The sequence below is a fragment of the Micromonospora solifontis genome (assembly GCF_003725545.1).
Lineage (GTDB): Bacteria > Actinomycetota > Actinomycetes > Mycobacteriales > Micromonosporaceae > Micromonospora > Micromonospora solifontis.
The window spans coordinates 19968-43739 of record NZ_RJLN01000035.1 but is presented as its reverse complement, the minus strand read 5'-3'; the positions used below and the strand labels follow the sequence as shown (position 1 = coordinate 43739).

The 23772-nt window shown below is 72.6% G+C and carries 21 protein-coding genes; 13 read left to right on the top strand and 8 right to left on the bottom strand.

Translation table 11 applies throughout. The annotated features are described in order from the left end of the window. Positions 1–205 precede the first annotated feature (205 nt). From rapZ to EFE23_RS14470, 8 genes are all read left to right on the top strand, one after another. Positions 206–1114 (top strand): RNase adapter RapZ, encoded by a 909-nt coding sequence (gene rapZ, locus EFE23_RS14505; protein ID WP_123241463.1) that lies wholly within the window; start codon positions 206–208, stop codon positions 1112–1114. Further along, positions 1111–2094 carry a gluconeogenesis factor YvcK family protein gene (locus EFE23_RS14500; protein ID WP_123241450.1) on the top strand — a complete coding sequence of 328 codons (984 nt, stop codon included), beginning with the start codon at positions 1111–1113 and terminating at the stop codon, positions 2092–2094. The genes rapZ and EFE23_RS14500 overlap by 4 nt, the downstream gene beginning before the upstream one ends. 54 nt (positions 2095–2148) lie before the next feature. Beyond that, positions 2149–3129 (top strand): DNA-binding protein WhiA, encoded by a 981-nt coding sequence (whiA, locus tag EFE23_RS14495; protein WP_088992890.1) that lies wholly within the window; start codon positions 2149–2151, stop codon positions 3127–3129. A gap of 266 nt (positions 3130–3395) precedes the next feature. Then, positions 3396–4400: a type I glyceraldehyde-3-phosphate dehydrogenase gene (gene gap, locus EFE23_RS14490; protein ID WP_123241449.1), complete on the top strand. Its 1005-nt coding sequence runs from the start codon at positions 3396–3398 to the stop codon at positions 4398–4400. After that, a complete protein-coding gene (locus EFE23_RS14485; RefSeq protein ID WP_123241448.1) occupies positions 4397–5596 on the top strand; it encodes a phosphoglycerate kinase in 1200 nt (399 codons plus the stop codon). Before gap ends, EFE23_RS14485 begins: the two co-directional genes overlap by 4 nt. After that, positions 5597–6388 (top strand): triose-phosphate isomerase, encoded by a 792-nt coding sequence (gene tpiA / locus EFE23_RS14480; RefSeq protein WP_123241447.1) that lies wholly within the window; start codon positions 5597–5599, stop codon positions 6386–6388. It abuts the gene before it with no gap. Between the two features lie 96 nt (positions 6389–6484). After that, a complete protein-coding gene (secG, locus tag EFE23_RS14475; RefSeq protein ID WP_123241446.1) occupies positions 6485–6739 on the top strand; it encodes a preprotein translocase subunit SecG in 255 nt (84 codons plus the stop codon). A gap of 134 nt (positions 6740–6873) precedes the next feature. Continuing rightward, positions 6874–7218, top strand: coding sequence for an RNA polymerase-binding protein RbpA (locus EFE23_RS14470; RefSeq protein ID WP_123241445.1), 345 nt, complete (start codon positions 6874–6876; stop codon positions 7216–7218). A gap of 87 nt (positions 7219–7305) precedes the next feature. On the opposite strand, the gene pgl is transcribed toward EFE23_RS14470, so the two are convergent. From pgl to tkt, 6 genes are all read right to left on the bottom strand, one after another. Continuing rightward, positions 7306–8076 carry a 6-phosphogluconolactonase gene (pgl, locus tag EFE23_RS14465; protein ID WP_123241444.1) on the bottom strand — a complete coding sequence of 257 codons (771 nt, stop codon included), beginning with the start codon at positions 8074–8076 and terminating at the stop codon, positions 7306–7308. Positions 8077–8153: 77 nt separating this feature from the next. Next, positions 8154–9170, bottom strand: a complete 1017-nt coding sequence (locus tag EFE23_RS14460) for a glucose-6-phosphate dehydrogenase assembly protein OpcA (protein WP_123241443.1) — start codon at positions 9168–9170, stop codon at positions 8154–8156. Between the two features lie 31 nt (positions 9171–9201). Continuing rightward, on the bottom strand, positions 9202–10716 hold the full coding sequence (gene zwf, locus EFE23_RS14455) for a glucose-6-phosphate dehydrogenase (protein WP_123241442.1): 1515 nt from the start codon (positions 10714–10716) through the stop codon (positions 9202–9204). A gap of 38 nt (positions 10717–10754) precedes the next feature. Further along, positions 10755–12401 (bottom strand): phosphoglucose isomerase-related protein, encoded by a 1647-nt coding sequence (locus EFE23_RS14450; protein ID WP_123241441.1) that lies wholly within the window; start codon positions 12399–12401, stop codon positions 10755–10757. 194 nt (positions 12402–12595) lie between these two features. Then, entirely contained in the window at positions 12596–13777 is a 1182-nt protein-coding gene (tal, locus tag EFE23_RS14445; RefSeq protein WP_123241440.1) for a transaldolase, read from the bottom strand. A gap of 16 nt (positions 13778–13793) precedes the next feature. Then, complete coding sequence (gene tkt / locus EFE23_RS14440) at positions 13794–15932, bottom strand: transketolase (protein ID WP_123241439.1); 2139 nt, start codon at positions 15930–15932, stop codon at positions 13794–13796. 266 nt (positions 15933–16198) lie between these two features. Between tkt and EFE23_RS14435 the strand changes: the two genes are divergently transcribed. The 3 genes from EFE23_RS14435 (at position 16199) to EFE23_RS14425 (ending at position 18664) form a co-directional block, all read left to right on the top strand. Continuing rightward, on the top strand, positions 16199–17158 hold the full coding sequence (locus EFE23_RS14435) for a heme o synthase (protein WP_123241438.1): 960 nt from the start codon (positions 16199–16201) through the stop codon (positions 17156–17158). Between the two features lie 252 nt (positions 17159–17410). Continuing rightward, positions 17411–17743, top strand: coding sequence for a hypothetical protein (locus EFE23_RS14430; protein WP_123241437.1), 333 nt, complete (start codon positions 17411–17413; stop codon positions 17741–17743). A gap of 6 nt (positions 17744–17749) precedes the next feature. Continuing rightward, positions 17750–18664, top strand: a complete 915-nt coding sequence (locus EFE23_RS14425; protein WP_123241436.1) for an ATP-grasp domain-containing protein — start codon at positions 17750–17752, stop codon at positions 18662–18664. A 90-nt stretch (positions 18665–18754) separates the two neighbouring features. Here the strand turns inward: EFE23_RS14425 and EFE23_RS14420 are convergent, their stop codons facing one another. Next, positions 18755–20428: a right-handed parallel beta-helix repeat-containing protein gene (locus EFE23_RS14420; RefSeq protein ID WP_123241435.1), complete on the bottom strand. Its 1674-nt coding sequence runs from the start codon at positions 20426–20428 to the stop codon at positions 18755–18757. Positions 20429–20517: 89 nt separating this feature from the next. Beyond that, on the bottom strand, positions 20518–21480 hold the full coding sequence (locus EFE23_RS14415) for a COX15/CtaA family protein (RefSeq protein WP_199737076.1): 963 nt from the start codon (positions 21478–21480) through the stop codon (positions 20518–20520). Positions 21481–21578: 98 nt separating this feature from the next. Here EFE23_RS14415 and EFE23_RS14410 point away from each other — a divergent pair, with 98 nt between their 5' ends. Both EFE23_RS14410 and sufB read left to right on the top strand, forming a co-directional pair. Next, a complete protein-coding gene (locus tag EFE23_RS14410; RefSeq protein WP_123241433.1) occupies positions 21579–22319 on the top strand; it encodes a helix-turn-helix transcriptional regulator in 741 nt (246 codons plus the stop codon). Next, positions 22316–23746, top strand: a complete 1431-nt coding sequence (gene sufB / locus EFE23_RS14405; protein WP_123241432.1) for a Fe-S cluster assembly protein SufB — start codon at positions 22316–22318, stop codon at positions 23744–23746. Before EFE23_RS14410 ends, sufB begins: the two co-directional genes overlap by 4 nt. The last annotated feature ends 26 nt before the right edge of the window (positions 23747–23772 follow it).

Here is a 23772-nt window from a genome sequence, read left to right as displayed (position 1 = left end):
CAACCGTAGCGGACCCGACCCCACCGCGCGCTTCCTGACCTGCCGCTGACCCCGGCAAACCGGACAAGTACCTGTTCCGGTCGTCACCCGTGGAATCCCGGACGGGTGTGCAGCCGTTAGAGTCGCTGACTGACCATGCGCGGCCGGGCGGCCGCGGCGCCACGGCTTGGGGGTAACGGTGAGCGAGGCGCGGACGGGCGACCTGGTGCCGACCGGTAGGGAGACAGCCGTCGGACAGCCGGCGCCGACCGAGGCGGAGACCACCCTCGTGGTGGTCACCGGCCTCTCCGGCGGCGGTCGCAGCACGGTGGCGCGAGCGTTGGAGAACGTCGGCTACTACGTGGTCGACAACCTGCCGCAGGCGCTCCTGCTCGACATGGCGGAGCTGGCCTTCAAGGCCGGTGGCGCGGCCCGGCGTACGGCCATGGTGCTGGACGTCCGCTCCCGTGCCTTCTCCACCGACCTGGCCGGGGCGATCCGGGAGCTGCGCGAGCGCGGCTTCCAGCCCCGGGTGGTCTTCGTCGACGCCGACGACGACGTGCTGATCCGCCGGTTCGAGAGCGTCCGCCGGTCCCACCCGCTGCAGGGCGACGGCCGGCTGGCCGACGGCATCGCCGTCGAGCGTGCCCTGCTGGAGGAGGCGCGGGACCAGGCCGACGTGATCATCGACACCAGCCACCTCAACGTCAACCAGCTCCGCCGCCGGGTCGAGGAGCTGTTCGGCGGGGAGGACGCCCGCCGGCTGCGGATCACCGTGCTCTCCTTCGGCTTCAAGTACGGCCTCCCGCCGGATGCCGATTTCGTGATGGACGCCCGGTTCCTGCCCAACCCGTACTGGGTGCCGGAGCTGCGTGAGCACACCGGGCGGGAGGAGGCGGTCAGCGCGTACGTGCTGGGCCAGGAGGGCGCGGACGCCTTCGTGGCCGGGTACGCGGACCTGGTCAACGCCACCACCGCCGGCTTCGAGCGGGAGGGCAAGCGCTACCTGACCGTCGCCGTCGGCTGCACCGGCGGCAAGCACCGCAGCGTCGCGATCGCCGAGGAACTGGCCGCTCGGCTGCGCCAGTCCGGCATCGCCGCCAACGCCCAGCACCGGGACCTGGGGCGGGAATGACCCCGATCAGGGTGGTCGCCTTCGGCGGCGGGCACGGGCTCTCCGCGTCGCTGCGCGCGCTGCGCCGCTGCGTACCCGAGCTGGACCTGGACATCACCGCGGTGGTCACCGTCGGCGACGACGGCGGCTCCAGCGGCCGGCTGCGCGCCGAGCGCGGCGGCCTGCCCCCGGGCGACCTGCGGCAGGCGCTGGTCGCCCTGGCCGGCGATCACCCGGCGACCCGGCGCAGCGCCGCGCTTTTCCAGCACCGGTTCGAGGCGGGGCTGGCCCACGTGGCCGGCGGCGCGGCCGACTCGCTCGCCGGGCACGCGGTCGGCAACCTGCTGATCTGCGGCCTGATGGAGCTGCTCGGCGACCCGGTGGCCGCGCTCGACCACGCCGGCGCGATGCTCGGCGCGGTCGGCCGGGTGCTGCCGATGTCCCGGCAGCCGGTCGGCATCGAGGCCCGGGTGCGCGGCGCCGACCCGGCCGCCCCCGACGAGGTACGCACGCTGCGCGGCCAGCACCAGGTGGCGGTCACCTCGGGCCGGGTCGAGTCGCTGCGGCTCAGCCCGGCCGCGCCGGCCGCCTGCGCGGAGGCGCTGGCCGCGGTACGCGAAGCGGACTGGCTGATCTTCGGCCCGGGCAGCTGGTACACCAGCGTCCTGCCGCACCTGCTGGTGCCGGGGCTGGCTGACGCGATCGTGTCCAGCCCGGCGCGCCGGCTGGTGACCCTCAACCTGGTGGCGGAGAAGGAGACCCAGGGGCTCTCCCTGGCCGACCATCTGGACACCCTCGGGCGCTATCTGCCCGAGCTGAAGGTGGACATGGTGCTGGCCGATTCCACGGCGGTGGGTGACCCCGCGGCGGTCGGACGTGCGGCAGAATCGCTGGGTGCCCGGCTGGTCCTCGCCCCCGTCGCCGTCCCGGACGGCACGCCCCGTCATGATCCGGCCGCGCTGGGCACCGCGCTGGTGCCTGTCCTGGGCGCCGATCGTTAGACACGTACGTAATCACCGGCGACACGCCGGAACCGGTCCGTGAGGGGGCGCACTATGGCGATGACGGCTGCGGTCAAGGACGAGCTGAGTCGGGTCGACGTGCCCAAGCCCTGCTGCCGGCGGGCGGAGATGGCCGCCCTGCTGCGCTTCGCCGGCGGCCTGCACATCGTGTCGGGCCGCGTGGTGGTCGAGGCGGAGCTGGACACCGGCGCGGTGGCCCGGCGGCTGCGCCGGGAGATCGCCGAGGTCTACGGGTACCCGAGCGAGATCCACGTGCTCGCCTCGGGCGGGCTGCGCAAGGGCAGCCACTTCATCGTCCGGGTGGTGAAGGACGGCGAGGCCCTCGCGCGGCAGACCGGCCTGCTGGACGTGCGGGGCCGCCCGGTGCGGGGCCTGCCGCCGCACGTGGTGGCGGCGAACGTCTGCTGCGCGGTCTCCGCGTGGCGGGGCGCGTTCATGGCGCACGGCTCGCTCACCGAGCCGGGCCGCTCGAGCGCGCTGGAGATCACCTGTCCGGGCCCGGAGTCGGCCCTCGCGCTGGTCGGCGCGGCCCGCCGGATCGGGATCACCGCCAAGAACCGCGAGGTGCGCGGGGTGGACCGGGTGGTGGTCAAGGACGGCGACGCGATCGCCGCGCTGCTCACCCGGATCGGCGCCCACTCCAGCGTGCTGGCCTGGGAGGAGCGGCGGGTCCGCCGGGAGGTCCGGGCGACCGCCAACCGGCTGGCGAACTTCGACGACGCCAACCTGCGCCGGTCCGCCCGCGCCGCGGTCGCCGCCGCCGCCCGGGTGACCCGGGCGCTGGAGATCCTCGCCGACGACGCCCCCCACCACCTCACCTCCGCTGGCCGGTTGCGCCTGGAGCACCGGCAGGCCTCCCTGGAGGAGCTGGGCGCCCTCGCCGACCCGCCGCTGACCAAGGACGCCATCGCCGGCCGGATCCGCCGGCTGCTCGCGCTGGCCGACAAGCGGGCCCGCGACCTGGGCATCCCGGATACGGAAGCGGCCGTCACGCCCGACATGCTCGTGGTCTGATAGGACGGTGAGGCGTCGCGCTGCGGGAGTGATCTCCACCCGCCGCAGCGCGGCGGCGCGCGCTCGGATAAGGTCGCTGCGTACGGCAAGGGGGCCGGCACAGGCCCTCCTCGCCGTGCTCACCGCCTCGGGCGGTCAGGTCCCCACGGACCGCGCGGCGGGGTGGCCGAGATGAACCGACGACGGCCGGCTCCAACGGTCGGCGAACACATCTCCGCCGGCCGGTGTCTCACGCCGGCGGACCAGAACGCGAGGAGATGGGACCTGTGACCATCCGGGTTGGCATCAACGGCTTCGGCCGGATCGGCCGCAACTTCTTCCGGGCAGTGCTGGCGTCCGGCGCTGACATCGAGGTCGTGGCGGTCAACGACCTGACCGACAACGCCACGCTCGCCCACCTTGTCAAGTACGACAGCATCCTGGGCCGCCTGCCGCACGAGGTGAAGGCCACCGCCGACGAGATCACCGTGGGCGGCAAGACCATCAAGGCGTACGCCGAGAAGGACCCGGCGAAGCTGCCGTGGGGCGAGGTCGGCGCCGACGTCGTCATCGAGTCCACCGGCTTCTTCACCGACGCCACCAAGGCGAAGGCGCACATCGACGGCGGGGCCAAGAAGGTCATCATCTCCGCGCCGGCGAAGAACGAGGACGTCACCGTGGTCATGGGCGTCAACCAGGACCAGTACGACCCGGCCAAGCACAACATCATTTCGAACGCCTCCTGCACCACCAACTGCCTCGCCCCGATGGCGAAGGTGCTGCACGACACGTTCGGCATCCAGCAGGGTCTGATGACCACCATCCACGCGTACACGCAGGACCAGAACCTGCAGGACGCGCCGCACAAGGACCTGCGCCGGGCCCGGGCCGCCGCGCTCAACATCGTGCCGACCTCGACCGGCGCCGCGAAGGCGATCGGCCTGGTGCTGCCGGACCTCAAGGGCAAGCTGGACGGCTACGCGCTGCGGGTGCCGATCCCGACCGGCTCCACCACCGACCTGACCGTCACGGTCGGCCGGGAGACCAGCGTGGACGAGGTCAACGCCGCGCTCAAGGCCGCCGCGGACGGCCCGCTCAAGGGCATCCTGGTCTACAACGAGGACCCGATCGTCTCCGCGGACATCGTCACCGACCCGGCGTCCTGCATCTTCGACGCGCCGCTGACCAAGGTGATCGGCAACCAGGTCAAGGTCGTCGGCTGGTACGACAACGAGTGGGGCTACTCCAACCGCCTGGTCGACCTGGTCAAGCTGGTGGGTTCGTCGCTGTGAGCATCCGCAACCTCGACGACCTGCTCGGCGAGGGGGTGTCGGGTCGGCGCGTGCTGGTGCGCGCCGACCTGAACGTCCCGCTCGACAAGCAGACCGGCGAGATCACCGACGACGGCCGTATCCGGGCCGTCCTGCCGACCCTCGGCGCGCTGGTGCAGGCCGGCGCCAAGGTGGTCGTCTGCTCGCACCTGGGCCGCCCGAAGGGCGCGCCGGACCCGGCGTTCAGCCTCCGCCCGGTCGCCGGGCGGCTGGGCGAACTGCTCGGCGCCCCGGTCCACTTCGCCGAGGACACCGTCGGCGACTCCGCCCGGTCCACCGTGGAGGGCCTGGCCGACGGCCAGGTCGCCCTGCTGGAGAACCTGCGCTTCAACAAGGGTGAGACCAGCAAGGACGACGCCGAGCGGGGCGCCTTCGCCGACCAGCTCGCCGCCTTCGGCGACGCGTACGTCGACGACGCGTTCGGCGCGGTGCACCGCAAGCACGCCAGCGTGCACGACGTGCCGGCCCGGCTGCCCCACTTCGCCGGCCGCCTGGTGCTGCGCGAGGTCGAGGTGCTCAGCAAGCTGACCGGCGAGCCGGAGCGGCCGTACGTGGTGGTGCTGGGCGGTTCGAAGGTCTCCGACAAGCTGGCCGTGATCGAGGCGCTGCTGCCCACGGTCGACCGGCTGCTCATCGGCGGCGGGATGTGCTTCACCTTCCTCAAGGCCCAGGGCCACGAGGTGGGCACCTCGCTGCTGGAGGAGGAGATGGTCGAGACCTGCCGCAACCTGATGGAGCGTGAGCCGGGCAAGATCATGCTTCCGGTCGACGTGGTGGCGGCAACCGCCTTCGCCCCGGACGCCGACCACGACGTCGTGCGGGCCGACGGCATCCCGAGCCACCGGCTCGGCCTGGACATCGGTCCGGAGACGGTGGCCGGCTTCGCGGCCGCGTTGTCGCAGGCGAAGACCATCTTCTGGAACGGTCCGATGGGCGTGTTCGAGATGGCCGCGTTCGCCAACGGCACCCGGGGGGTCGCCGAGGCGATCACCAAGGCCGACGCGTTCAGCGTGGTCGGTGGGGGTGACTCCGCCGCGGCGGTGCGGGCGCTGGGCCTGGACGAGTCGTCGTTCGGGCACATCTCCACCGGCGGTGGCGCCTCCCTGGAGTACCTGGAGGGCAAGACCCTCCCCGGCATCGCGGCCCTGGAGAACTGAATGTCGAGCACCACCCGCCGGCCGCTGATGGCCGGCAACTGGAAGATGAATCTGAACCACCTCGAGGCCAATCTGCTGGTGCAGAAGCTGGCCGCGAGCCTCACCGAGAAGCAGCTCACCGACGTCGAGTGCGTGGTGCTGCCGCCCTTCACCGACCTGCGGACCGTGCAGACCGCGGTGGACGGCGACAAGCTGCTGATCGGCTACGGCGCGCAGGACCTGTCGCCGTTCCAGTCGGGCGCGTACACCGGGGACATCGCCGGGCCGATGCTCGCCAAGCTGGGCTGCAGCTACGTGGTGGTCGGGCACTCCGAGCGGCGGCAGTACCACCACGAGGACGACGCGCTGGTCAACGCCAAGGTGGCCGCCGCCCTGGAGAACGGCCTCACGCCGATCCTGTGCATCGGTGAGGGGCTGGAGATCCGCGAGCAGCTCAAGCACGTGCCGCACTGCTGCGACCAGCTCGACGGCGCGCTCAAGGGGCTCACCCCGGAGCAGGTCACCAAGGTCGTCGTCGCGTACGAGCCGGTCTGGGCGATCGGCACCGGCAAGACGGCGACCCCGGAGGACGCTCAGGAGGTTTGCGGCGAGGTGCGCAAGCGGCTCGTCGAGACGTACGACGAGAGCACCGCCGCGCAGGTCCGGATCCTGTACGGCGGGTCGGTCAAGGCGTCGAACGTGGCCTCGATCATGGCCCAGCCGGACGTGGACGGGGCCCTGGTCGGGGGCGCCAGCCTGGACGCCGAGGAATTCGCGCAGATCTGCCGGTTCCCGGAGCACATCGCCCGCTGATCGCTCGCTATCCTTGACGCTGCCCGTCCGCAGGCCGGTGCCGCCATGCCCGACCAGCCCGGGCAGCTGATCGCTACGAGAGGACTGACCCCCGCCATGCCGATCGCGTTCGCGTACACGTTGATCGTGTTGTTGATCATCACGAGCATCCTGCTCACCCTGCTGATCCTGCTGCACCGAGGTAAGGGTGGCGGGTTGTCGAGCATGTTCGGCGGCGGCGTCAGCTCCAGCCTGGCCGGCTCGTCGGTGGCCGAGAAGAACCTCGACCGGTACACCGTTCTGGTCGGGATCGTCTGGTTCGCGTGCATCGTCGGGATCGGGCTCTGGCTCCGGCTGCAGCTCAGCTCCTGATCTCAGCACGTCGAGTCGTACAATCTGCGCGCGGTCCGTCACGGACCGCGCGCAGTTTTGTGTTCCGCTGCACCGCGTCGCCCACCGTCACCCCCTCCGGCGGTGGTCCCCTCCGACGACAGGAGCGAGCAGCCGTGCCGAGTGGCAACGTCATCCGCGGCACCCGGATCGGGTCCGCCCCCGAACGCTTCGACCAGCGCACCGAGCCGGCGCCGCGCCGCCCGGTCGCCTACTGGTGCCGTAACGATCACCGGGTCGAGTTCCTCATCGCCGCCGAGGCGGAGGCGCCCGCCACCTGGGACTGTCCCCGCTGCGGCGAGCCCGCCGGCCCCGACCCGGCCAACCCGCCCGGTCGCCAGCGCTCCGAGCCCTACAAGACCCACCTGGCGTACGTGCAGGAGCGCCGCACGCCGGAGGAGGCCGAGGCCCTCCTCGCGGAGGCCCTGGACGCCCTCCGCCGCCGCCGCGGCCGCCCCTGAGGGGCCTGATGCACGGAAAGAGTGGCTATCCAGCGGGCGATAGCCACTCTTTCCGTGAATCAGTGCAGTGGGGGCGGGGCGGCGGGCTCAGCGGAGGCTGCGGGAGCGGGGTGGGACACCGGCGGCGGCGGCGCGGTCGAGGAGCCAGAGGGTGCGGCTGACGCCGTGCACGCCGGCCGCCGGCAACTGGACCGGACCGGCGCCGGCCAGGGCCATGCCCACCGCCCGGGCCTTGTCCGCGCCGGCGGCGACCAGCCAGACCTCCTCGGCCGTGTTGATCGCCGGCAGGGTCAGCGTGGTGCGTACCGGCGGCGGCTTGGGGCTGCCCCGGACGGCGCTGACCGGCCGGCTGTCGTGGTGCACCGGGTGCTCGGGGAAGACCGAGGCCACGTGCCCGTCCTCGCCCACGCCGAGCAGCAGCACGTCGAAGTGGGGGAGCGCGGCGTGGCCCGGCCGGGCCGCCCGGGCCAGCTCCTGCGCGTACCCGGCGGCGGCCGTCTCCGGGTCGTTGCCGGCCGGCCCGTCCGAGGCGGGCATCGGGTGCACCCGTGCCGGGTCCAGCGGCACCACGTCCAGCAGCGCCGCCCGGGCCTGCGTCTCGTTGCGCTCCGGGTCACCGGCCGGCAGGAACCGCTCGTCGCCCCACCAGACGTCGACCCGGGACCAGTCGACGGCGTCCCGGGCCGGCAGCGCCGCCACCGCCCGGTACACCGCCGCGGCGATCCGCCCGCCGGTCAGCACCACCGACGCCTGGCCCCGGTCCGCCTGCGCGTCGAGCAGCTTCACCACCAACCGGGCCGCCACCGCCTGCGCCAGCAGGTCGGGATCGGCGTGTACGGCGACACTCGCCTCACTCATCCGTCGTGCCTTCGTGTTCCGACCGCCCCACGGCGGTCACCTGTGCCTGTCCGACCGCCCAGCGGTCCCCGCCGACCTCACTCATTCGCGGTCGCGCCGGCGTGCGCGGTGACGCCGGCCTCGGCGCGCTGGGCGGTCGCCGGATCCTTCCACACGTGCACCCGCCCGGCCGGACGCTGGTCCAGCCCGGTGAGGCCGGCGGCCGCGCCGAGCGCCTCCGCGTACACCTGGTCGGCGTCGAGGCGGCGCAGCTCCTCGGCCAGCTCGTCGCCGAGCGGACGCCGGACCAGCGGCAGCGTGCGGTCCTCCTGGCCGGTCCGCCGGAACCGCGCCACGCTCTCGTCCCGGGTGAGGGTCAGCTCGTCGCCGTTGGCGCAGCGCAGCTGCACCTCGCGCATCCGGGGGAACTCGTCGGTGGGCTCCCAGACCGGGTCGATGCCGAGCCGGGCGGTCAGCCAGCCGCGCATCAGCGCCGCCGTCGGGTCGGTCCGGGGGGCGACCACGGTCGCCTCGGTGACCTTCGCCTGCGCGGTGTCGAACGCCCCGGCGACCAGGGTGCGCCACGGCGTGATCCGGGTCCAGGCCAGGTCGGTGTCGCCCGGCGCGTAGTCGCGCGCCCGTTGCCGCAGCGCGGCGATCGGGTCGGCGGCCTGCGCCGAGTCGGTGATCCGCCGGTCCGCCACCACGCCGAGGAAGTCGGTCGCGATCTCCTCCGGCGGCTCGCCGTGCCACCAGGTCACCACCGGCACGTCCGGCACCAGCAGCGGCATCACCACCGATTCGGCGTGCAGCGCCAGCCGGCCGTACATCCGCATGACCACCGCCTCGCACGGGCCGAGCCGGCCGCCGACGACGATCTCCGCGTCCAGCCGGTTGCGTTCCCGCTCGACGTCGGTGCGGACCACCACGAGCAGCCGGCACGGGTGGGCCGAGGCCGCGATGGTCGCCGCCGCCTCCGCCTCCCGGACCCGCTTCTCGTCCACCACGACGATCAGACTGAGCGCCATGCCGCTGGCCACGCCGCCCGCGCTGCGCCGTTCGGCGGCGAGCGCCTTGACCACCTCGTTGCCGGTGGTGTCCCACAACCCGATCACGGGCGCCTCCTGGTCTGCTCGCAGTGCTCGCTCACGCTCTCCGCCACGCCCGGCCCTCGCGGGCCAGCATCTCGTCGGCGGCCCGTGGACCCCACTCGCCGGCCCGGTACGCCTCCGGCTTGGTGCCCGCCCAGGCGTGCTCCAGCGGATCCAGCACCTGCCAGCTCTGCTCCACCTCGGCGGCGTCCGGGAACAGCGTCCGGTCGCCGATCAGCACATCCAGCACCAGCCGCTCGTACGCCTCGGGGCTGGACTCGGTGAACGCCTCGCCGTACTGGAAGTCCATCGCGATGTCGCGGACCTCCATGGTCGTGCCCGGCACCTTGGAGCCGAACTTCAGCACCACGCCCTCGTCCGGCTGTACCCGGATGACGAGCTGGTTGGGGCCGAGCGACTCCATGTCGGCCGGGTTGAACGGCAGGTGCGGGGCCTTCTTGAACATGATGGCCACCTCGGTGACCCGCCGGGGCAGCCGCTTGCCGGCCCGGATGTAGAACGGCACCCCGGCCCAGCGCCGGTTCTGGATGCCGAGCTTCACCGCCACGTACGTCTCGGTGGTGGAGTCCTGCGGGACGCCCTCCTCCTCGAGGTAGCCGACGGCGCGCTCGCCGCCGACCCAACCGGGCAGGTACTGCCCGCGCACGGTGTCCCGGGAGACGTCCTTCGGCACCGTGATCGCCCGGAGCACCTTCAGCTTCTCGGCCCGGATCTCGTCGGCGTCGAAGCTGGTCGGCTCCTCCATGGCGACCAGCGCGAGGAGCTGAAGCAGGTGGTTCTGGAGCACGTCGCGGGCCGCGCCGGCCGAGTCGTAGAAGCCGGCCCGGGTGCCGATGCCGACGTCCTCGGCCATGGTGATCTGCACCGAGTCGACGTACTTGGAGTTCCACAGCGGCTCGAACAGGTTGTTGGCGAACCGCAGCGCGAGGATGTTCTGGACCGTCTCCTTGCCCAGGTAGTGGTCGATCCGGAAGACGTCCTGCCGGGTGAAGACGTCGTCGACCAGGTCGTTGAGCGCCTTCGCCGAGGGCAGGTCGTGGCCGAACGGCTTCTCCACCACCACCCGGCGCCAGCCGCCGGACTTGGCGTTGTCCGCCATGCCGGTGCGGGCGAGCTGCTTGAGCACCACCGGGAAGGCAGCCGGGGGGATGGAGAAGTAGAAGGCGGCGTTGCCGGCGATGCCGTGCGACTCGCGCAGCTCGTCCAGGGTGGCGGCGAGCTGGTCGAAGGCGGCGTCGTCGTCGAACGAGCCGCCGACGAACTTGATGTTGCCGGCCAGCCGCGCCCACACCTCCTCCCGCCAGGGGGTGCGGGCGTGCTTCTTGGCCGCCTCGTGGGCCAGCGACTCGAAGTCGCCGTCGCCCCAGTCCCGCCGGGCGAAGCCCAGGACCACGAAACCGGGCGGCAGCAGCCCCCGGTTGGCCAGGTCGTAGACCGCCGGCAACAGCTTCTTGCGGGCCAGGTCGCCGGTCACCCCGAAGATCACCAGAGCGCACGGCTCCGGGATCCGCGGCAGGCGCCGGTCCTGGGGGTCGCGCAGCGGGTTCATGCTGCCTCCTCGCTCCGCTGGTTCCAGGTCATTCATCGTCACGTCCGTGTCCGTCCGGCCGCATCCAGCAGCTGGGCGACGCCCGCCGCCCGCTCGGTCAGGTGCAGTCGCAGCACCGGTCGCTCCCGGCCGGCCAGGGCCTGCCGGTCGCCGGCGGCCTGGGCCGCCTGAAGCTCCCCGAAGGTGTACGGGCGGCCGGGCACCGGCAGATCACCGGTGACCGCGCCGGTCAGCTGAAGGTGACTGCCGGCCCGCGGGCCGCCCTTGTGGTACTGCCCGGTCGAGTGCAGGCACCGGGGGGCCCACCCGAAGGTCACCGGCCGTCCGGTCGCCCGGGCCAGTGCCGGGCGCAGCCCGGCCACCGCCGCGTCGTCCCGCCGGTCGAGGTACGCCGTCACCGCCAGGTATCCGTCGTCGCCCAGCCCGTCCAGCAGCCACCGCAGCACGCCGACCAGGTCGCCGGGGGCGCCGACCGGGGCGTACACCTCGACCGCGCCGTCGGTGAACGACGCCGTCTCCGCCGGTGCCCCGGCGGCGAGGACGCGGGCGGTGTTCTCCTTGCTCCCGGCGACGTCCGGCTGGTCGAACGGGTCGACGCCGAGCACCACAGCGGCGACCGCGGTGGCGTACTCCCAGGCGAGGAAGTGGGCGCCGAGCGGGCCGTTGACCGCCAGGTCGGCGACGCCGGCGCCGGGCGCGCGGCCCGGCGTGAGCGCGCCGCCACAGCTCACGGTGAGCACGTCCGGGGCGGTGCCACCGGGGGCGTCGGGGGATTCCAGCACCACCGGCAGGAGGCCCACCCCGGCCTTGCCGGTCGACTCGGCGAGCAGTTGCTCGATCCAGTCGCCCAGCCCGTCGGCCCCGGTGCCGTCGGCGGCCAGGGCGACGGTGGCCCGACCCGTGGTGGCCGCCGCGCCGAGCGCCGCGCCCAGGGCCAGGGCGGGGTTGTCCCGGTCCCGGCCGAGCGAACCGGCGAGCGCGTCCGCGTCGTCGAGCAGGTCGGTCACCGGGACGCCGGCGAGGGCCGCGGGGACCAGGCCGAACGCGGTGAGCGCCGAGTAGCGGCTTGCCACCTCCGGGTCGGCGAGGATGGTGACCACACCCAGCTCGGCGGCGGTCGCCTCCAGCGGGGAGCCCGGGTCGGTGACCACGACGAAGTGCCGGGCCGTCTCCGCCTCGCTCATCCCGGCGTCCAGGAACGCCTGCCAGTACGCCCGCCGGAGGCTGTCGGTCTCCACCGACGAGCCGCACTTGCTGGAGACCACCACCACGGTCCGCTCCAGCCGGTCGGCCAGGGCGGCCCGGACCTGCCCGGGATCGGTGGTGTCCAGCACGGTCAGCGGCCGGCCCAGCGCCCGGGTGATCACCTCCGGGGCGAGTGCGGCGCCGCCCATCCCGGCGAGCACCACGTGGTCCAGGTCGGCCAGCTCGGCGACCAGCTCGGCGAGCTGGGGGAGGAGTTCGCGGCTGCGCCGGTGGGTGTCCAGCCAGCCGAGCCGGACCTTCGCCGTGGCCGCCGCGTCGGGACCCCACAGGGTGGGATCTCCGGCCGCCAGCCGGGCCGGAACGTCCCGGGCGAGCAGGGCCGCGCGCGTCGACGCGGGCGCGGCCGCGTCGACCGCGGCCGCGCCGCGCACGGACAACCCGCCGGCGACCTCCGCCGGGCCCGCCAGCAGGTCGCTCATGCCGGCACCTCCGGCCGGCACGCGCGCTGGCGTCCACTCATGGCCGCACCTCGCTCCGCCGGGCATCGGCAGGCGGCGCCGCCGGGCGGTACGGGTGATGCGCGCGCTCGGTCATGTCCGTGCCCCACGGTGGGGGACCGGCACGGCGGGACGCGCCCCGGGGCGGTGCCCCGGGACGCCTCCGACGCCGTTCGTCACGCGTTGCCCCCCGCCTGCTCGGCGGCCTGCGCGTTGCCCTGGGCGGCCCGGCCCGGCTGCCCGGCGCCCTTGGCCGCCTCGGTGAGCGACTTCCTGACCCCGTCCAGCAGTTCGCGCCAGCTCGCCTCGAACTTCTCCACGCCCTCCCGCTCCAGGGTGGCGATCACGTCGGACATGTCCACGCCGACGGCCTGCAGGTCGGTGAAGACCTTGCGGGCCTCGTCGTAGGCGCCGGTGACGGTGTCGCCGCCGCGCGTCTCGCCGTGGTCGGCGAAGGCGTGGATGACCGGCTCCGGCATGGTGTTGACCGTGCCGGGCGCGATCAGCTCCTCGACGTAGATGACGTCCCGGTAGTCCGGGTTCTTGGTCGAGGTGGAGGCCCAGAGCGGGCGCTGCGGGTGGGCGCCCGCCTCGGCCAGCTTCTGCCACCGCTGCGAGCCGAAGACCTCGCTGTAGCGCTCGTACGCCAGCCGGGCGTTGGCCACGGCGGCCTTGCCGCGCAGCGCCTTGGCCTGGTCCGAGCCGATCTTCTCCAGCCGCTTGTCGACCTCGGTGTCGACGCGGGAGACGAAGAACGAGGCCACCGAGCCGATCTTGGACAGGTCGTGCCCGTTCGCCTTCGCCTGCTCCAGGCCGGCCAGGAAGGCCTCCATGACCTGCGAGTAGCGGTCGAGGCCGAAGATCAGCGTGACGTTGACGCTGATCCCCTGGGCCAGGGTGTTGGTGATCGCCGGCAGGCCCTCCTCGGTGGCCGGGATCTTGATGAACAGGTTCGGCCGGTCGATCAGCCACCACAGCGCCCCGGCCTCGGCGACCGTCTTCTCCGCCTCGTGGGCCAGCCGCGGGTCGACCTCGATGGAGACCCGGCCGTCCACCCCGCCGCTCGCGTCGTAAGCCGGGCGCATCACGTCGCAGGCCCACCGCACGTCGTACGTGGTGAGCATGCGGACGGCCTCCTCGACGTCCACCCCACGGATGGCGAGGTCCTTGAGCTGCCAGTTGTACTCGTCGGCGTCGCTCAGCGCCTTGGCGAAGATGGTCGGGTTGGAGGTCACCCCGACCAGATGCTGCTCCCGCCGGAGCTGGTCGAGCCCGCCCGAGCTGAGTCGGGTCCGGGAAAGATCGTCGAGCCAGATCGCCACCCCTGCGGCGCTCAGCTCACCAAGCCTGTCGGTCATGCCGTCCACGCTCCCCTCAGTTGCCGGTCGTGAAACCGGTGATGTCGCCCACCCGGGTCAGCGCCGCGTGCGCGGCGGCCACGATCCGGTCGGGGGTGAACCCGAACTGCTCGAAGAGCACGGTGTGCGGCGCGCTCGCCCCGTAGTGCTCCAGGCTCACGCTCTCGCCGCTGTCCCCGACGATCCCCCGCCAGGACATGGCGATACCCGCCTCCACGCTCACCCGTGCCTTTACCCCGCGCGGCAGGACCGACTCCCGGTACGCCTCGTCCTGCGCGAAGAACCACTCCTGGCAGGGCATCGAGACGACCCGGGTGGGGGTGCCGTCGGCCTCCAGCCGCTCCCGGGCGGTGAGGCAGAGCTGCACCTCGGAGCCGGTGCCGATCAAAATCACCTGCGGCTTGCCGGTGGACGCCTCGGCCAGCACGTAGCCGCCCTTGGCGACCCCCTCGGCGCCGGCCAGCTCGGTCCGGTCCAGCGTCGGCAGCGGCTGGCGGCTGAGCGCCAGCGCGGTCGGCCGGTCGGTGTGCTCCAGGGCCTGCCGCCACGCCCAGACGGTCTCGTTGGCGTCGGCCGGCCGGACCACGTCCAGGCCGGGGATGGCGCGCAGCGCGGTGAGGTGCTCCACCGGCTGGTGCGTCGGGCCGTCCTCGCCGAGGCCGATCGAGTCGTGCGTCCAGACGTAGGTCACCGGCAGCTTCATCAGCGCGGCGAGCCGTACCGAGGGGCGCATGTAGTCGCTGAAGACCAGGAACGTGCCGCCGTACGGGCGGGTGCCGCCGTGCAGGGCGATGCCGTTGAGGATCGCGCCCATGGCGTGCTCGCGGATGCCGAAGTGCAGGGTGCGGCCGTACTCGTCGCCCGGGAAGTCCTTGGTGGCGTGCTCGGCCGGGATGAAGGACGGCTCGCCCTTCATGGTGGTGTTGTTGCTCTCCGCCAGGTCGGCGGAGCCGCCCCACAGCTCGGGCAGCACCGGGGCGAGGGCCTCCAGCACCTTGCCGGAGGCGGCCCGGGTGGCCACGCCCTTGGCGTCGGCCGGGAAGCTCGGCAGGGCGTCCGCCCAGCCCTGCGGGAGGGTACGGGTGGACATCCGGTCCCACAGCGCCTTGCGCTCCGGGTTGGCCTGCGCCCACGCGTCGAACGTGGTGGTCCACGCCGCCTGGGCCTCGGCGCCCCGCTCCATCACCTGGCGGGCGTGCTTGAGCACCTCGTCGTCGACCTCGAAGGTCCGCTCCGGGTCGAAGCCGAGGATCTGCTTGGTGGCCTTCACCTCGTCGGCGCCGAGCGCCGAGCCGTGGATCTTGCCGGTGTTCTTCTTGTTGGGGGCGGGCCAGCCGATGATGGTGCGCAGCGCGATGAAGGAGGGACGGCGGGTCTCCGCCCGGGCGGCGAGCAGGGCCTCGTAGAGGGCCGGCACGTCCTCGTGGTAGTCGCCCTGGTCGGCGTCGCCGCGGCGCCAGTCGACGGTCTGCACGTGCCAGCCGTACGCCTCGTAGCGGGCCGCGACGTCCTCGCTCTTGGCGATGCGGGTGTCGTCCTCGATCGAGATCTCGTTGTCGTCGTAGATCAGGCAGAGGTTGCCGAGCTGCTGGTGGCCGGCGAGGGCGCTGGCCTCGTGGCTGATGCCCTCCTCGATGTCGCCGTCCGAGGCGATGCACCAGACGTCGTGGTCGAACGGGGAGTCGCCGCGGTCCGGCTCGGGGTCGAAGAGGCCGCGTTCGCGGCGGGCCGCCATGGCCATGCCGACCGCGTTGCCGATGCCCTGGCCCAGCGGTCCGGTGGTGGTCTCGACACCGGGGGTGTGGCCGTGCTCCGGGTGGCCCGGGGTGAGCGAGCCCCACTGGCGCAGCGCCTTGAGGTCGTCCAGGGCCAGCGGGTAGCCGGAGAGGAAGAGTTGGATGTACAGAGTCAGGCTGGAGTGGCCGGCGGAGAGCACGAACCGGTCCCGGCCGGGCCAGTTCGGGTCGGCCGGGTTGTGCCGCATGACCCGGTTGAAGAGCAGGTACGCCGCTGGGGCGAGGCTCATCGCCGTGCCCGGGTGGCCGTTGCCGGATTTCTCCACGGCATCCATGGCCAGCACGCGGACCGTGTCGACGGCCCTGCGGTCGAGGTCGGACCAGTTGAGAGCGGGAAGCTCGGGTCGGTTGGCAGCCACGATTGTTGTGCTCCTCGGCAGATGGGCGGAACCCTCAGTGGTGACCCTATCGAGCGTCCCTAAACGTCCGCCCGGGGATCTCTCCATGGCCTTCTGTACGTCGCCGACCGGATCGGTCGTTCACCGCCGGGTGTGACGGCTCGCACCGTTGTCGGGTCTGCGGGGCAGCCAAAACGACGACGCGTAGTGTGTGGGGCGGTGTGTGGACCCGGACGGGTCCGCGGCCGACCCCGACCTCCCCCGCCGAAGCCGGAAGGTGGCAATCCGTGAGCATGATCACCGAGCGCCCCGTCAGCGACTCTGCCGGGCAGCCGCCGGTGCGCACGGTGGCGGAGGTGTCGGCGACCGGCCGGCGGGACCTGCGGGCGGTGATCGCCGCGTACGTGGCCCTCACCAAGCCCCGGATCGTCGAGCTGCTGCTGGTCACCACGGTGCCGGCGATGATGCTCGCCGACGGCGGGATGCCCTCGCTCTGGCTGGTGGCCGTGGTGCTGGTCGGCGGTTCGCTCGCCGCCGGCGCGGCCAGCGTGCTCAACTGCTACATCGACCGGGACATCGACCAGCTGATGCGGCGCACCAAGCGCCGGCCGCTGCCCGCGCACACCGTGTCCCCCCGCAGCGCGTTGATCTTCGGCCTGGTGCTGGCGGTCGTCTCGGTCGTGCTGATGGCCGCGTTCACGAACTGGCTGGCGGCCGCGCTGACGCTGGCCGCGATCGTCTACTACGACGTGATCTACACGCTCTGGCTGAAGCGGACCACCGCGGCCAACACCTTCTGGGGTGGTGCCTGCGGGGCGGCCCCGGTGCTGATCGGCTGGGCCGCGGTCACCGGCTCGCTGGCCCCCGCCGCGTGGGGGCTGTTCGCGGTGGTGTTCTTCTGGCAGATGCCGCACTTCTACGCGCTGGCGATCAAGTACAAGGCCGACTACGCCCGGGCGGGCATCCCGATGCTGCCGGTGGTGGCCTCGGTCCGGCGGGTGAACGCCGAGATCATCATCTTCTCCTGGCTGACCCTGCTCTCCTCGCTGGCCGTCTGGCCGCTGGGCATGAGCCCGATCTACGGGGTGACCGCGCTGGTGGTCGGCGGCGTGTTCGTGGTGGAGGCGCACAAGCTGTGCCGGCGCGCGGTGCGCGGCGAGGCGGTCAAGCCGATGCGGCTGTTCCACTGGTCCACCACCTACCTGACGATCCTCTTCGCGGCGGTCGCGCTCGACGCCCTGCTGTAGGGGTCGCTTCCGGCACTGACCGGGGTGGATGAGCTCGGCGGGTCGCACGGTTCATCCGAATTTTTTTCGGGCTGAGCCGGGGCGGCTCAAGTGGGACAGATTGTGACGATCTACCCCGCCCGTTTCGACCGGATAAGACGGACATGTACGGGCGAATCACCTGTGCTCTTCCTTAAACCGGTAGGTAATTGGCATCACAATTGGTTCATGGTTCTCGCACATCCGGGTGGATGTCTGCTTAGGCTTCGCGTCATGGCAGATGGTTCCGATACGACGCTGACGGCTGACAAGACCGCCGAGCAGGCCCCCAACGGCCTGGTCGCGGGCATCAAGTCGTTCGCCGCCGGGCACGGCGGGGCGAAGGCGGTCATCGAGTACGTCGGCAAGCGCGGCGCGCGCATCGTCCTCGTGGGTTCCGACGGGGTGTGGGCCGACCAGTTCGCTGACGACACGGACGTCGCCCGGCAGGCCTGCGCCCAGGCCGGGGTCACCGTCGAGAACGCCTGGGAGCGTGAGCTGATGGACCAGATGCGGCCGAGCAACGACCTCTGGCGGTCGATGGCCCGACGCACGATGGCCCGTTGACATAAATTGACCAACCACCACCAGTCGACCCGGGGGAAACCCCGGGTCGCTCTCGTCACCTGCTCCGCCCTGCCCGACCTCGACCCGGACGACCGGCTCGTGTCCGGCCCGCTCGCCGCCCGGGGCATCACCGCCGAGCCGGCCCGCTGGGACGACCCGGCCGTGGACTGGTCCCGGTACGACCTGGTCGTGCTCCGCTCGCCCTGGGACTACGCGCTGCGCCGCGACGAGTTCGTCGCCTGGGCCCGTACCGTCCCGCGCCTGGTCAACCCGGCCGACGTGGTCGCCTGGAACACGGACAAGCGCTACCTCGCCGAGCTCTCCGCGGCGGGCGTGCCGACCGTGCCGACCACCTGGGTCGCGCCGGGGGAGAGCTGGACCCCGCCGGCCGACTCCGGCGAGATCGTGCTCAAGCCGGCGGTCAGCGCGGGCAGCCAGGACACCGGGCGGTACGACCTGGCCGACCCGGAGCACCGGGAGTTGGCCGTGGCGCACGTCCGGCGGCTCTCGACCGCCGGCCGGGTCACCATGGTCCAGCCGTACCTGTCGGCGGTGGACACCGCCGGGGAGACCGCGCTGCTCTTCCTGGCCGGGCCGGACGGCCTGGCGTTCAGCCACGCGATCCGCAAGGGGCCGATGCTGACCGGCCCCGACCTGGGCGTGGCCGAGCTCTACAAGGAGGAGCGGATCGACGCCCGGGCGGCCACCCCCGAGCAGCTCGACACTGCGGCGAAGACCCTCGCCGTGGTCCCGGGCGGCACGGACCGGCTGCTCTACGCCCGGGTCGACCTGATCCCCGGCCGGGACGGCGCGCCCGTCCTGGTCGAGCTGGAACTCACCGAGCCCAGCCTGTTCATCGGGTACGCCGACGGCGCCCCCGAGCGCCTCGCCGCGGCGATCGCCAGCCACCTCAACCGCTGATCGACGGCGGGTCGCCGCAGCTCGGGGCCGCCGGGGGCCGGTGGCGGCCACCGGTTGCCGCGTCCCGCGGCGACCATCCAACCGGCGTGGTCAGTCCGCGTGCTGGTGGTTGCGCCGCCAGTGGCCGCCCACCGGCGGGGTGTCGAGGCGCACCGCACCCTCGGCGTTGCCGACGAGGTCGTTCTCCTCCACCCGGCAGGACAGGCAGCTGCCCCGGTCGGTGACCCACAGCCCGTACGTCTGGGTCTGGTCGTCCCGGTGGTCCCAGATCCGGTTGGCCCGCACGGTGGCGGAGTCGAACGGGGCGTTGACGGTGATCCCGGCCCGGACCGGCGGGGGGCCCGGCAGCTCGTACCGGGCGCCGGGGGGCGGGGTGTCCTCGTTCCACCCGGTGGGCGAGTCCGGCCGTACCGCGGCGAGGGTCAGCTCGGTGTCGGTGTTCGCGACTACCACGGCGCTGCGCGTGCCGATCCGCACGACCTTCCCCCGGTGCCCGTCGGCCGGCCAGTGCGCCCCGGCGTCGACCATCTTCCGGTCGCCGTAGCGCACCGACTCGCCGGCCCCGCTCGCCGCCGGCGCGCACCGGCGGCCGTTGTTGCGGATCCGGTTGTTCACCACCATGGCATCGGTCATCGGCCGGTCGATCCGGATGCCGTCGAGCCCGTTCTCCCAGATCTCGTTGCCGTCGATCACCACGTCGTCGGCCGCGCCGACGAAGCCGCGCCCCAGGTCGTGCTCGTGGTACCCGTACCCGCCGTTGCGGCTGATCCGGTTGCCCCGGATCGTGTACGGCCCGGGGGAGTCGCCCATGCTGATCCCGTCCCCGACGTTGCAGTCGATGACGCAGTCGGTCAGCAGCCCGCCGCGCCCGGCGATCCCGGCCGTGCCGTTGGCCGAGACGTCGAAGCCGGCCTCCAGGTTGTCGCTGAGCGTGCAGGACGAGACGATCAGCCCGTCGGTGCCCCAGTCGGAGATGCCGAACCGGTTGGCCTGGCTGTGGCAGCCGATGATGCGGTAGCCGCGCGGTGGCGGCCACCAGTCCTTCTGCAGCTCAAGGAAGATCCCGTTGGTGCCGTTGCCGACGGTGGTGCAGTTGGCGATGGTGAGCCGCTCCACCTCACCCCAGCCGCCGACCCCGACGCCGATGCCGGCGCCGCCCATCTCCACCCCGTTGTCCAGCCGGCCGCAGCCCACCGCGACCACCCCGTCGATCAGGCTGTCCTGGAGAAAGTCGCAGCCGAGACCGCTCGCCCCGGTGTGGTGGATGTAGAGGTTCCGGAACACCCCCCGGACCATGTACTGGATGCCCAGTCCCTTGGCGAGGTAGCAGTACTGGACCTGGCCCACCCCGGAGCCGTCGATCTCGAAGTCGGCGAAGGTGCAGTCGGCGATGTGCCGCTCCCGGCTGGCTCCGTGCTGCAGCACCGTCCAGTACGCCAGCGGCACCGGGTCGGCCCGGTTGCCCTCGTTGCTCAGCAGGAAGCGGGTCGCCGCCGGGCCCGCGCCGATCAGGGACACCCCGCTGCGCCACACGGTGCCGGCGTCCCGGATCGAGTAGATCCCCGGTGGGCACCAGATCACCCGGGCCCGGCCGTCCGCCGCGTACCCGTCGCCGAGCCGGTCCACCAGGGCGGAGAGCGCTGGCTGGTCGTTGGTCACCCCGTCGCCGGTGAGCCCGAAGTCCCGCGCGTCGCACCACAGCGGCGCGCCGGCCACGGGGGTGAGCCGCTGCGGTACGGCGGTGGACAGCCCTCTGGTGGTCACGGGCGCTCCCCTCGGCGTACGGATGTCTCCGCCGCCGGGTTCCCGCCCGGTCCCGGGGTTAACGCCGGGCGCGGTGTCCCGGTGTGGGGTCAGGCGACCGCGGTGACCGGTTCGGCGGCCGGCGCCGGCCGCGCGGGCGGCGCGACCGGCCGGCGCTCGCGGGTCGACCAGAGCACCGCCAGGCTGGCCAGCAGCACCAGGCAGGAGCCGAGCATGTGCGCGGCGACCAGGACGACCGGCAGGTGGGTGAAGTACTGCACGAAGCCGATCAGGCCCTGGCCCAGTTCGACCGCGACCAGCAGCGCGGCGGCGCGGGCGGCCCGCGCCGCGCCGACCGCCCGGAACGCGAGGACCAGCGCCACCGAGAGGCCGATCAGCAGGAACACCCCGTCGGCGTGGACCTGGGAGATCGCCTCCGGGTCGAGCCCGTTGCGGGCCGCGCCCTGGTCGCCGGCGTGCGGGCCGCTGCCGGTCACCCAGGTGCCGACCACCAGGACCGCCGCGCTCACCAGGGTGGTGAGCAGGGCGAGGGTACGCAGCGGCGCGGGCACGGTGGGCGTCGCCGGCCCGTCCGGCTCCACGATCCGCCGCCACAGGGCGTACGCGGCGGCGATCACCACCATCGAGGCGAGGAAGTGCAGCCCGACCACCCACGGGTTGAGGTGGGTCAGCACGGTGATCCCGCCGATCACCGCCTGCGCGGGGATGCCCAGGAGCACGGCGACCGAGAGCGGCAGCAGCCCGCGGCGGCGGGGGCGTTGGGCGAGCACGCCGAGCACCACGGCCAGCGCGATGATCCCCACCACGAAGGTGAGCAGCCGGTTGCCGAACTCGATCACCCCGTTGACGCCCATCTCCGGGGTGGTGGTGTACGACTCGTCGGTGCACCTGGGCCAGGTCGGGCAGCCGAGCCCGGAGCGGGTGAGCCGGACACCCCCGCCGGTGACCACGATCGCCACGTTCGCGATGATCGAGGTGTACGCGAGGCGCGCCAGCAGCGTCGAGGTGACCGGGAACCGGACGGAAGGCTTCACGGAGCGAATCCTACGCACCGTAGTGGATCCCGATCGGGTGACTCCGCCGGACCGGTGGTCGGGATCACCGGACCCCGGGTTTGCGGCCCCTCGACGAATTACGTAACGTTGCCGTTGTGAAAAACGCGGCGGCGCTCTCCGAGCAGCTCCCGGCGACCGCACCGGTCGCCAACGGGGCCACGCCCGCGGACCGGTCCACCCGGGACCGGGTCACCCAGCTGCTGCTGGAGCGGGGGGCGACCACCGCCGCCCAGCTCGGCTCGGCGCTCGGGCTCAGCCCGGCCGCGATCCGCCGCCACCTCGACGCGATGCTCGCCGACGGCGACGTGGTCGCCCGGGAGCAGGCCGTACGCGGCAGCCGGGGCCGGGGCCGGCCGGCCAAGGTCTTCGTGCTGACCGAGGCGGCCCGGGTGCGCTGCGGCACCCACCTCTACGACAACATCGCCACCGCCGCGCTGCGCTGGATCGCCCGGAGCGGCGGCCCGCACGCGGTCGAGTCGTTCGCCGCCGAGCAGGTGGCGGCGCTGGAGGAGCGCTGCCGCTCCGCCATGGAGGACGCCGGCGACGACCCGCTGGCCCGGGCGGAGGCACTCGCCGGGGCGCTTACCGCCGAGGGCTACGCTGCCAACGCGTCCACGATCGCCTCCGGCGGCCAGCTCTGCCAGCACCACTGCCCGGTGGCGCACGTGGCCGCCGAGTTTCCCCAGCTGTGCGAGGCCGAGACGGCGGTCATCTCCCGTCTGGTCGGCTCCCACGTGCAGCGTCTGGCCACCATCGCGCACGGCGACGGGGTGTGCACCACGCACATCCCCGCCCAGTCCCGTAACACCGTCACCACTGTGAGGACAGATAGATGACCGAGCAGATCGTCCAGCCCCTGACCCAGGAGGAGCAGCTCGCCGCCCTCGGTCGTTACGAGTACGGCTGGGCCGACCCCGACGTCGCGGGGGCGTCCGCCCAGCGCGGCCTGAACGAGGCGGTGGTGCGGGACATCTCGGCCAAGAAGAACGAGCCGGCCTGGATGCTCGACCTGCGACTGAAGGGCCTGCGGCTGTTCGGGCGCAAGCCGATGCCGGCCTGGGGCGCGGACCTCACCGGGATCGACTTCGACAACATCAAGTACTTCGTCCGGTCCACCGAGAAGCAGGCCACCAGCTGGGAGGACCTGCCCGAGGACATCAAGAACACCTACGACAAGCTGGGCATCCCCGAGGCGGAGAAGCAGCGGCTGATCGCCGGTGTCGCGGCGCAGTACGAGTCCGAGGTCGTCTACCACAAGATCCGTGAGGACCTCGAGGAGCAGGGCGTCGTCTTCCTCGACACCGACACCGCCCTCAAGGAGCACGAGGACCTCTTCAAGGAGTACTTCGGCACGGTGATCCCGGTCGGCGACAACAAGTTCGCCGCGCTGAACACCTCCGTCTGGTCCGGTGGCTCGTTCATCTACGTGCCGAAGGGCGTGCACGTCGAGATCCCGCTGCAGGCCTACTTCCGGATCAACACGGAGAACATGGGCCAGTTCGAGCGGACGCTGATCATCGTCGACGAGGGCGCGTACGTGCACTACGTCGAGGGCTGCACCGCGCCCATCTACTCCTCGGACTCGCTGCACAGCGCCGTGGTGGAGATCATCGTCAAGAAGAACGCCCGCTGCCGCTACACGACCATCCAGAACTGGTCGAACAACGTCTACAACCTGGTCACCAAGCGCGCCGTCTGCCACGAGGGCGCCACCATGGAGTGGATCGACGGCAACATCGGCTCCAAGGTGACCATGAAGTACCCGGCGGTCTACATGACCGGCGAGCACGCCAAGGGCGAGGTGCTCTCGGTGGCGATGGCCGGCGAGGGCCAGCACCAGGACGCCGGCGCCAAGATGGTGCACGCCGCGCCGCACACCTCCTCGACCATCGTGTCGAAGTCGATCGCCCGGGGCGGCGGCCGCACCTCCTACCGGGGCCTGGTGCAGGTGCTGGAGGGCTCGACCAACAGCCGGAGCACGGTCAAGTGCGACGCCCTGCTGGTGGACACCATCTCCCGCTCCGACACCTACCCGTACGTCGACATCCGTGAGGACGACGTGTCGATGGGGCACGAGGCGACCGTCTCCAAGGTCAGCGAGGACCAGCTCTTCTACCTGATGAGCCGGGGCCTGAGCGAGGACGAGGCGATGGCGATGATCGTGCGCGGCTTCATCGAGCCGATCGCCAAGGAGCTCCCGATGGAGTACGCGCTGGAGCTCAACCGCCTGATCGAGCTGCAGATGGAGGGCGCGGTCGGCTGACGCCGCCGCGTGGCGGGCCGGTGACC

Coding starts and splice junctions, on each gene's coding strand:
- EFE23_RS14500 (WP_123241450.1), top strand. CDS start 1,111: ATGACCCCGATCAGGGTGGTCGCCTTCGGCGGCGGGCACGGGCTCTCC.
- whiA (WP_088992890.1), top strand. CDS start 2,149: ATGGCGATGACGGCTGCGGTCAAGGACGAGCTGAGTCGGGTCGACGTG.
- tpiA (WP_123241447.1), top strand. CDS start 5,597: ATGTCGAGCACCACCCGCCGGCCGCTGATGGCCGGCAACTGGAAGATG.
- secG (WP_123241446.1), top strand. CDS start 6,485: ATGCCGATCGCGTTCGCGTACACGTTGATCGTGTTGTTGATCATCACG.
- pgl (WP_123241444.1), bottom strand. CDS start 8,076: ATGAGTGAGGCGAGTGTCGCCGTACACGCCGATCCCGACCTGCTGGCG.
- zwf (WP_123241442.1), bottom strand. CDS start 10,716: ATGAACCCGCTGCGCGACCCCCAGGACCGGCGCCTGCCGCGGATCCCG.
- EFE23_RS14450 (WP_123241441.1), bottom strand. CDS start 12,401: ATGAGCGACCTGCTGGCGGGCCCGGCGGAGGTCGCCGGCGGGTTGTCC.
- tal (WP_123241440.1), bottom strand. CDS start 13,777: ATGACCGACAGGCTTGGTGAGCTGAGCGCCGCAGGGGTGGCGATCTGG.
- EFE23_RS14430 (WP_123241437.1), top strand. CDS start 17,411: ATGGCAGATGGTTCCGATACGACGCTGACGGCTGACAAGACCGCCGAG.
- sufB (WP_123241432.1), top strand. CDS start 22,316: ATGACCGAGCAGATCGTCCAGCCCCTGACCCAGGAGGAGCAGCTCGCC.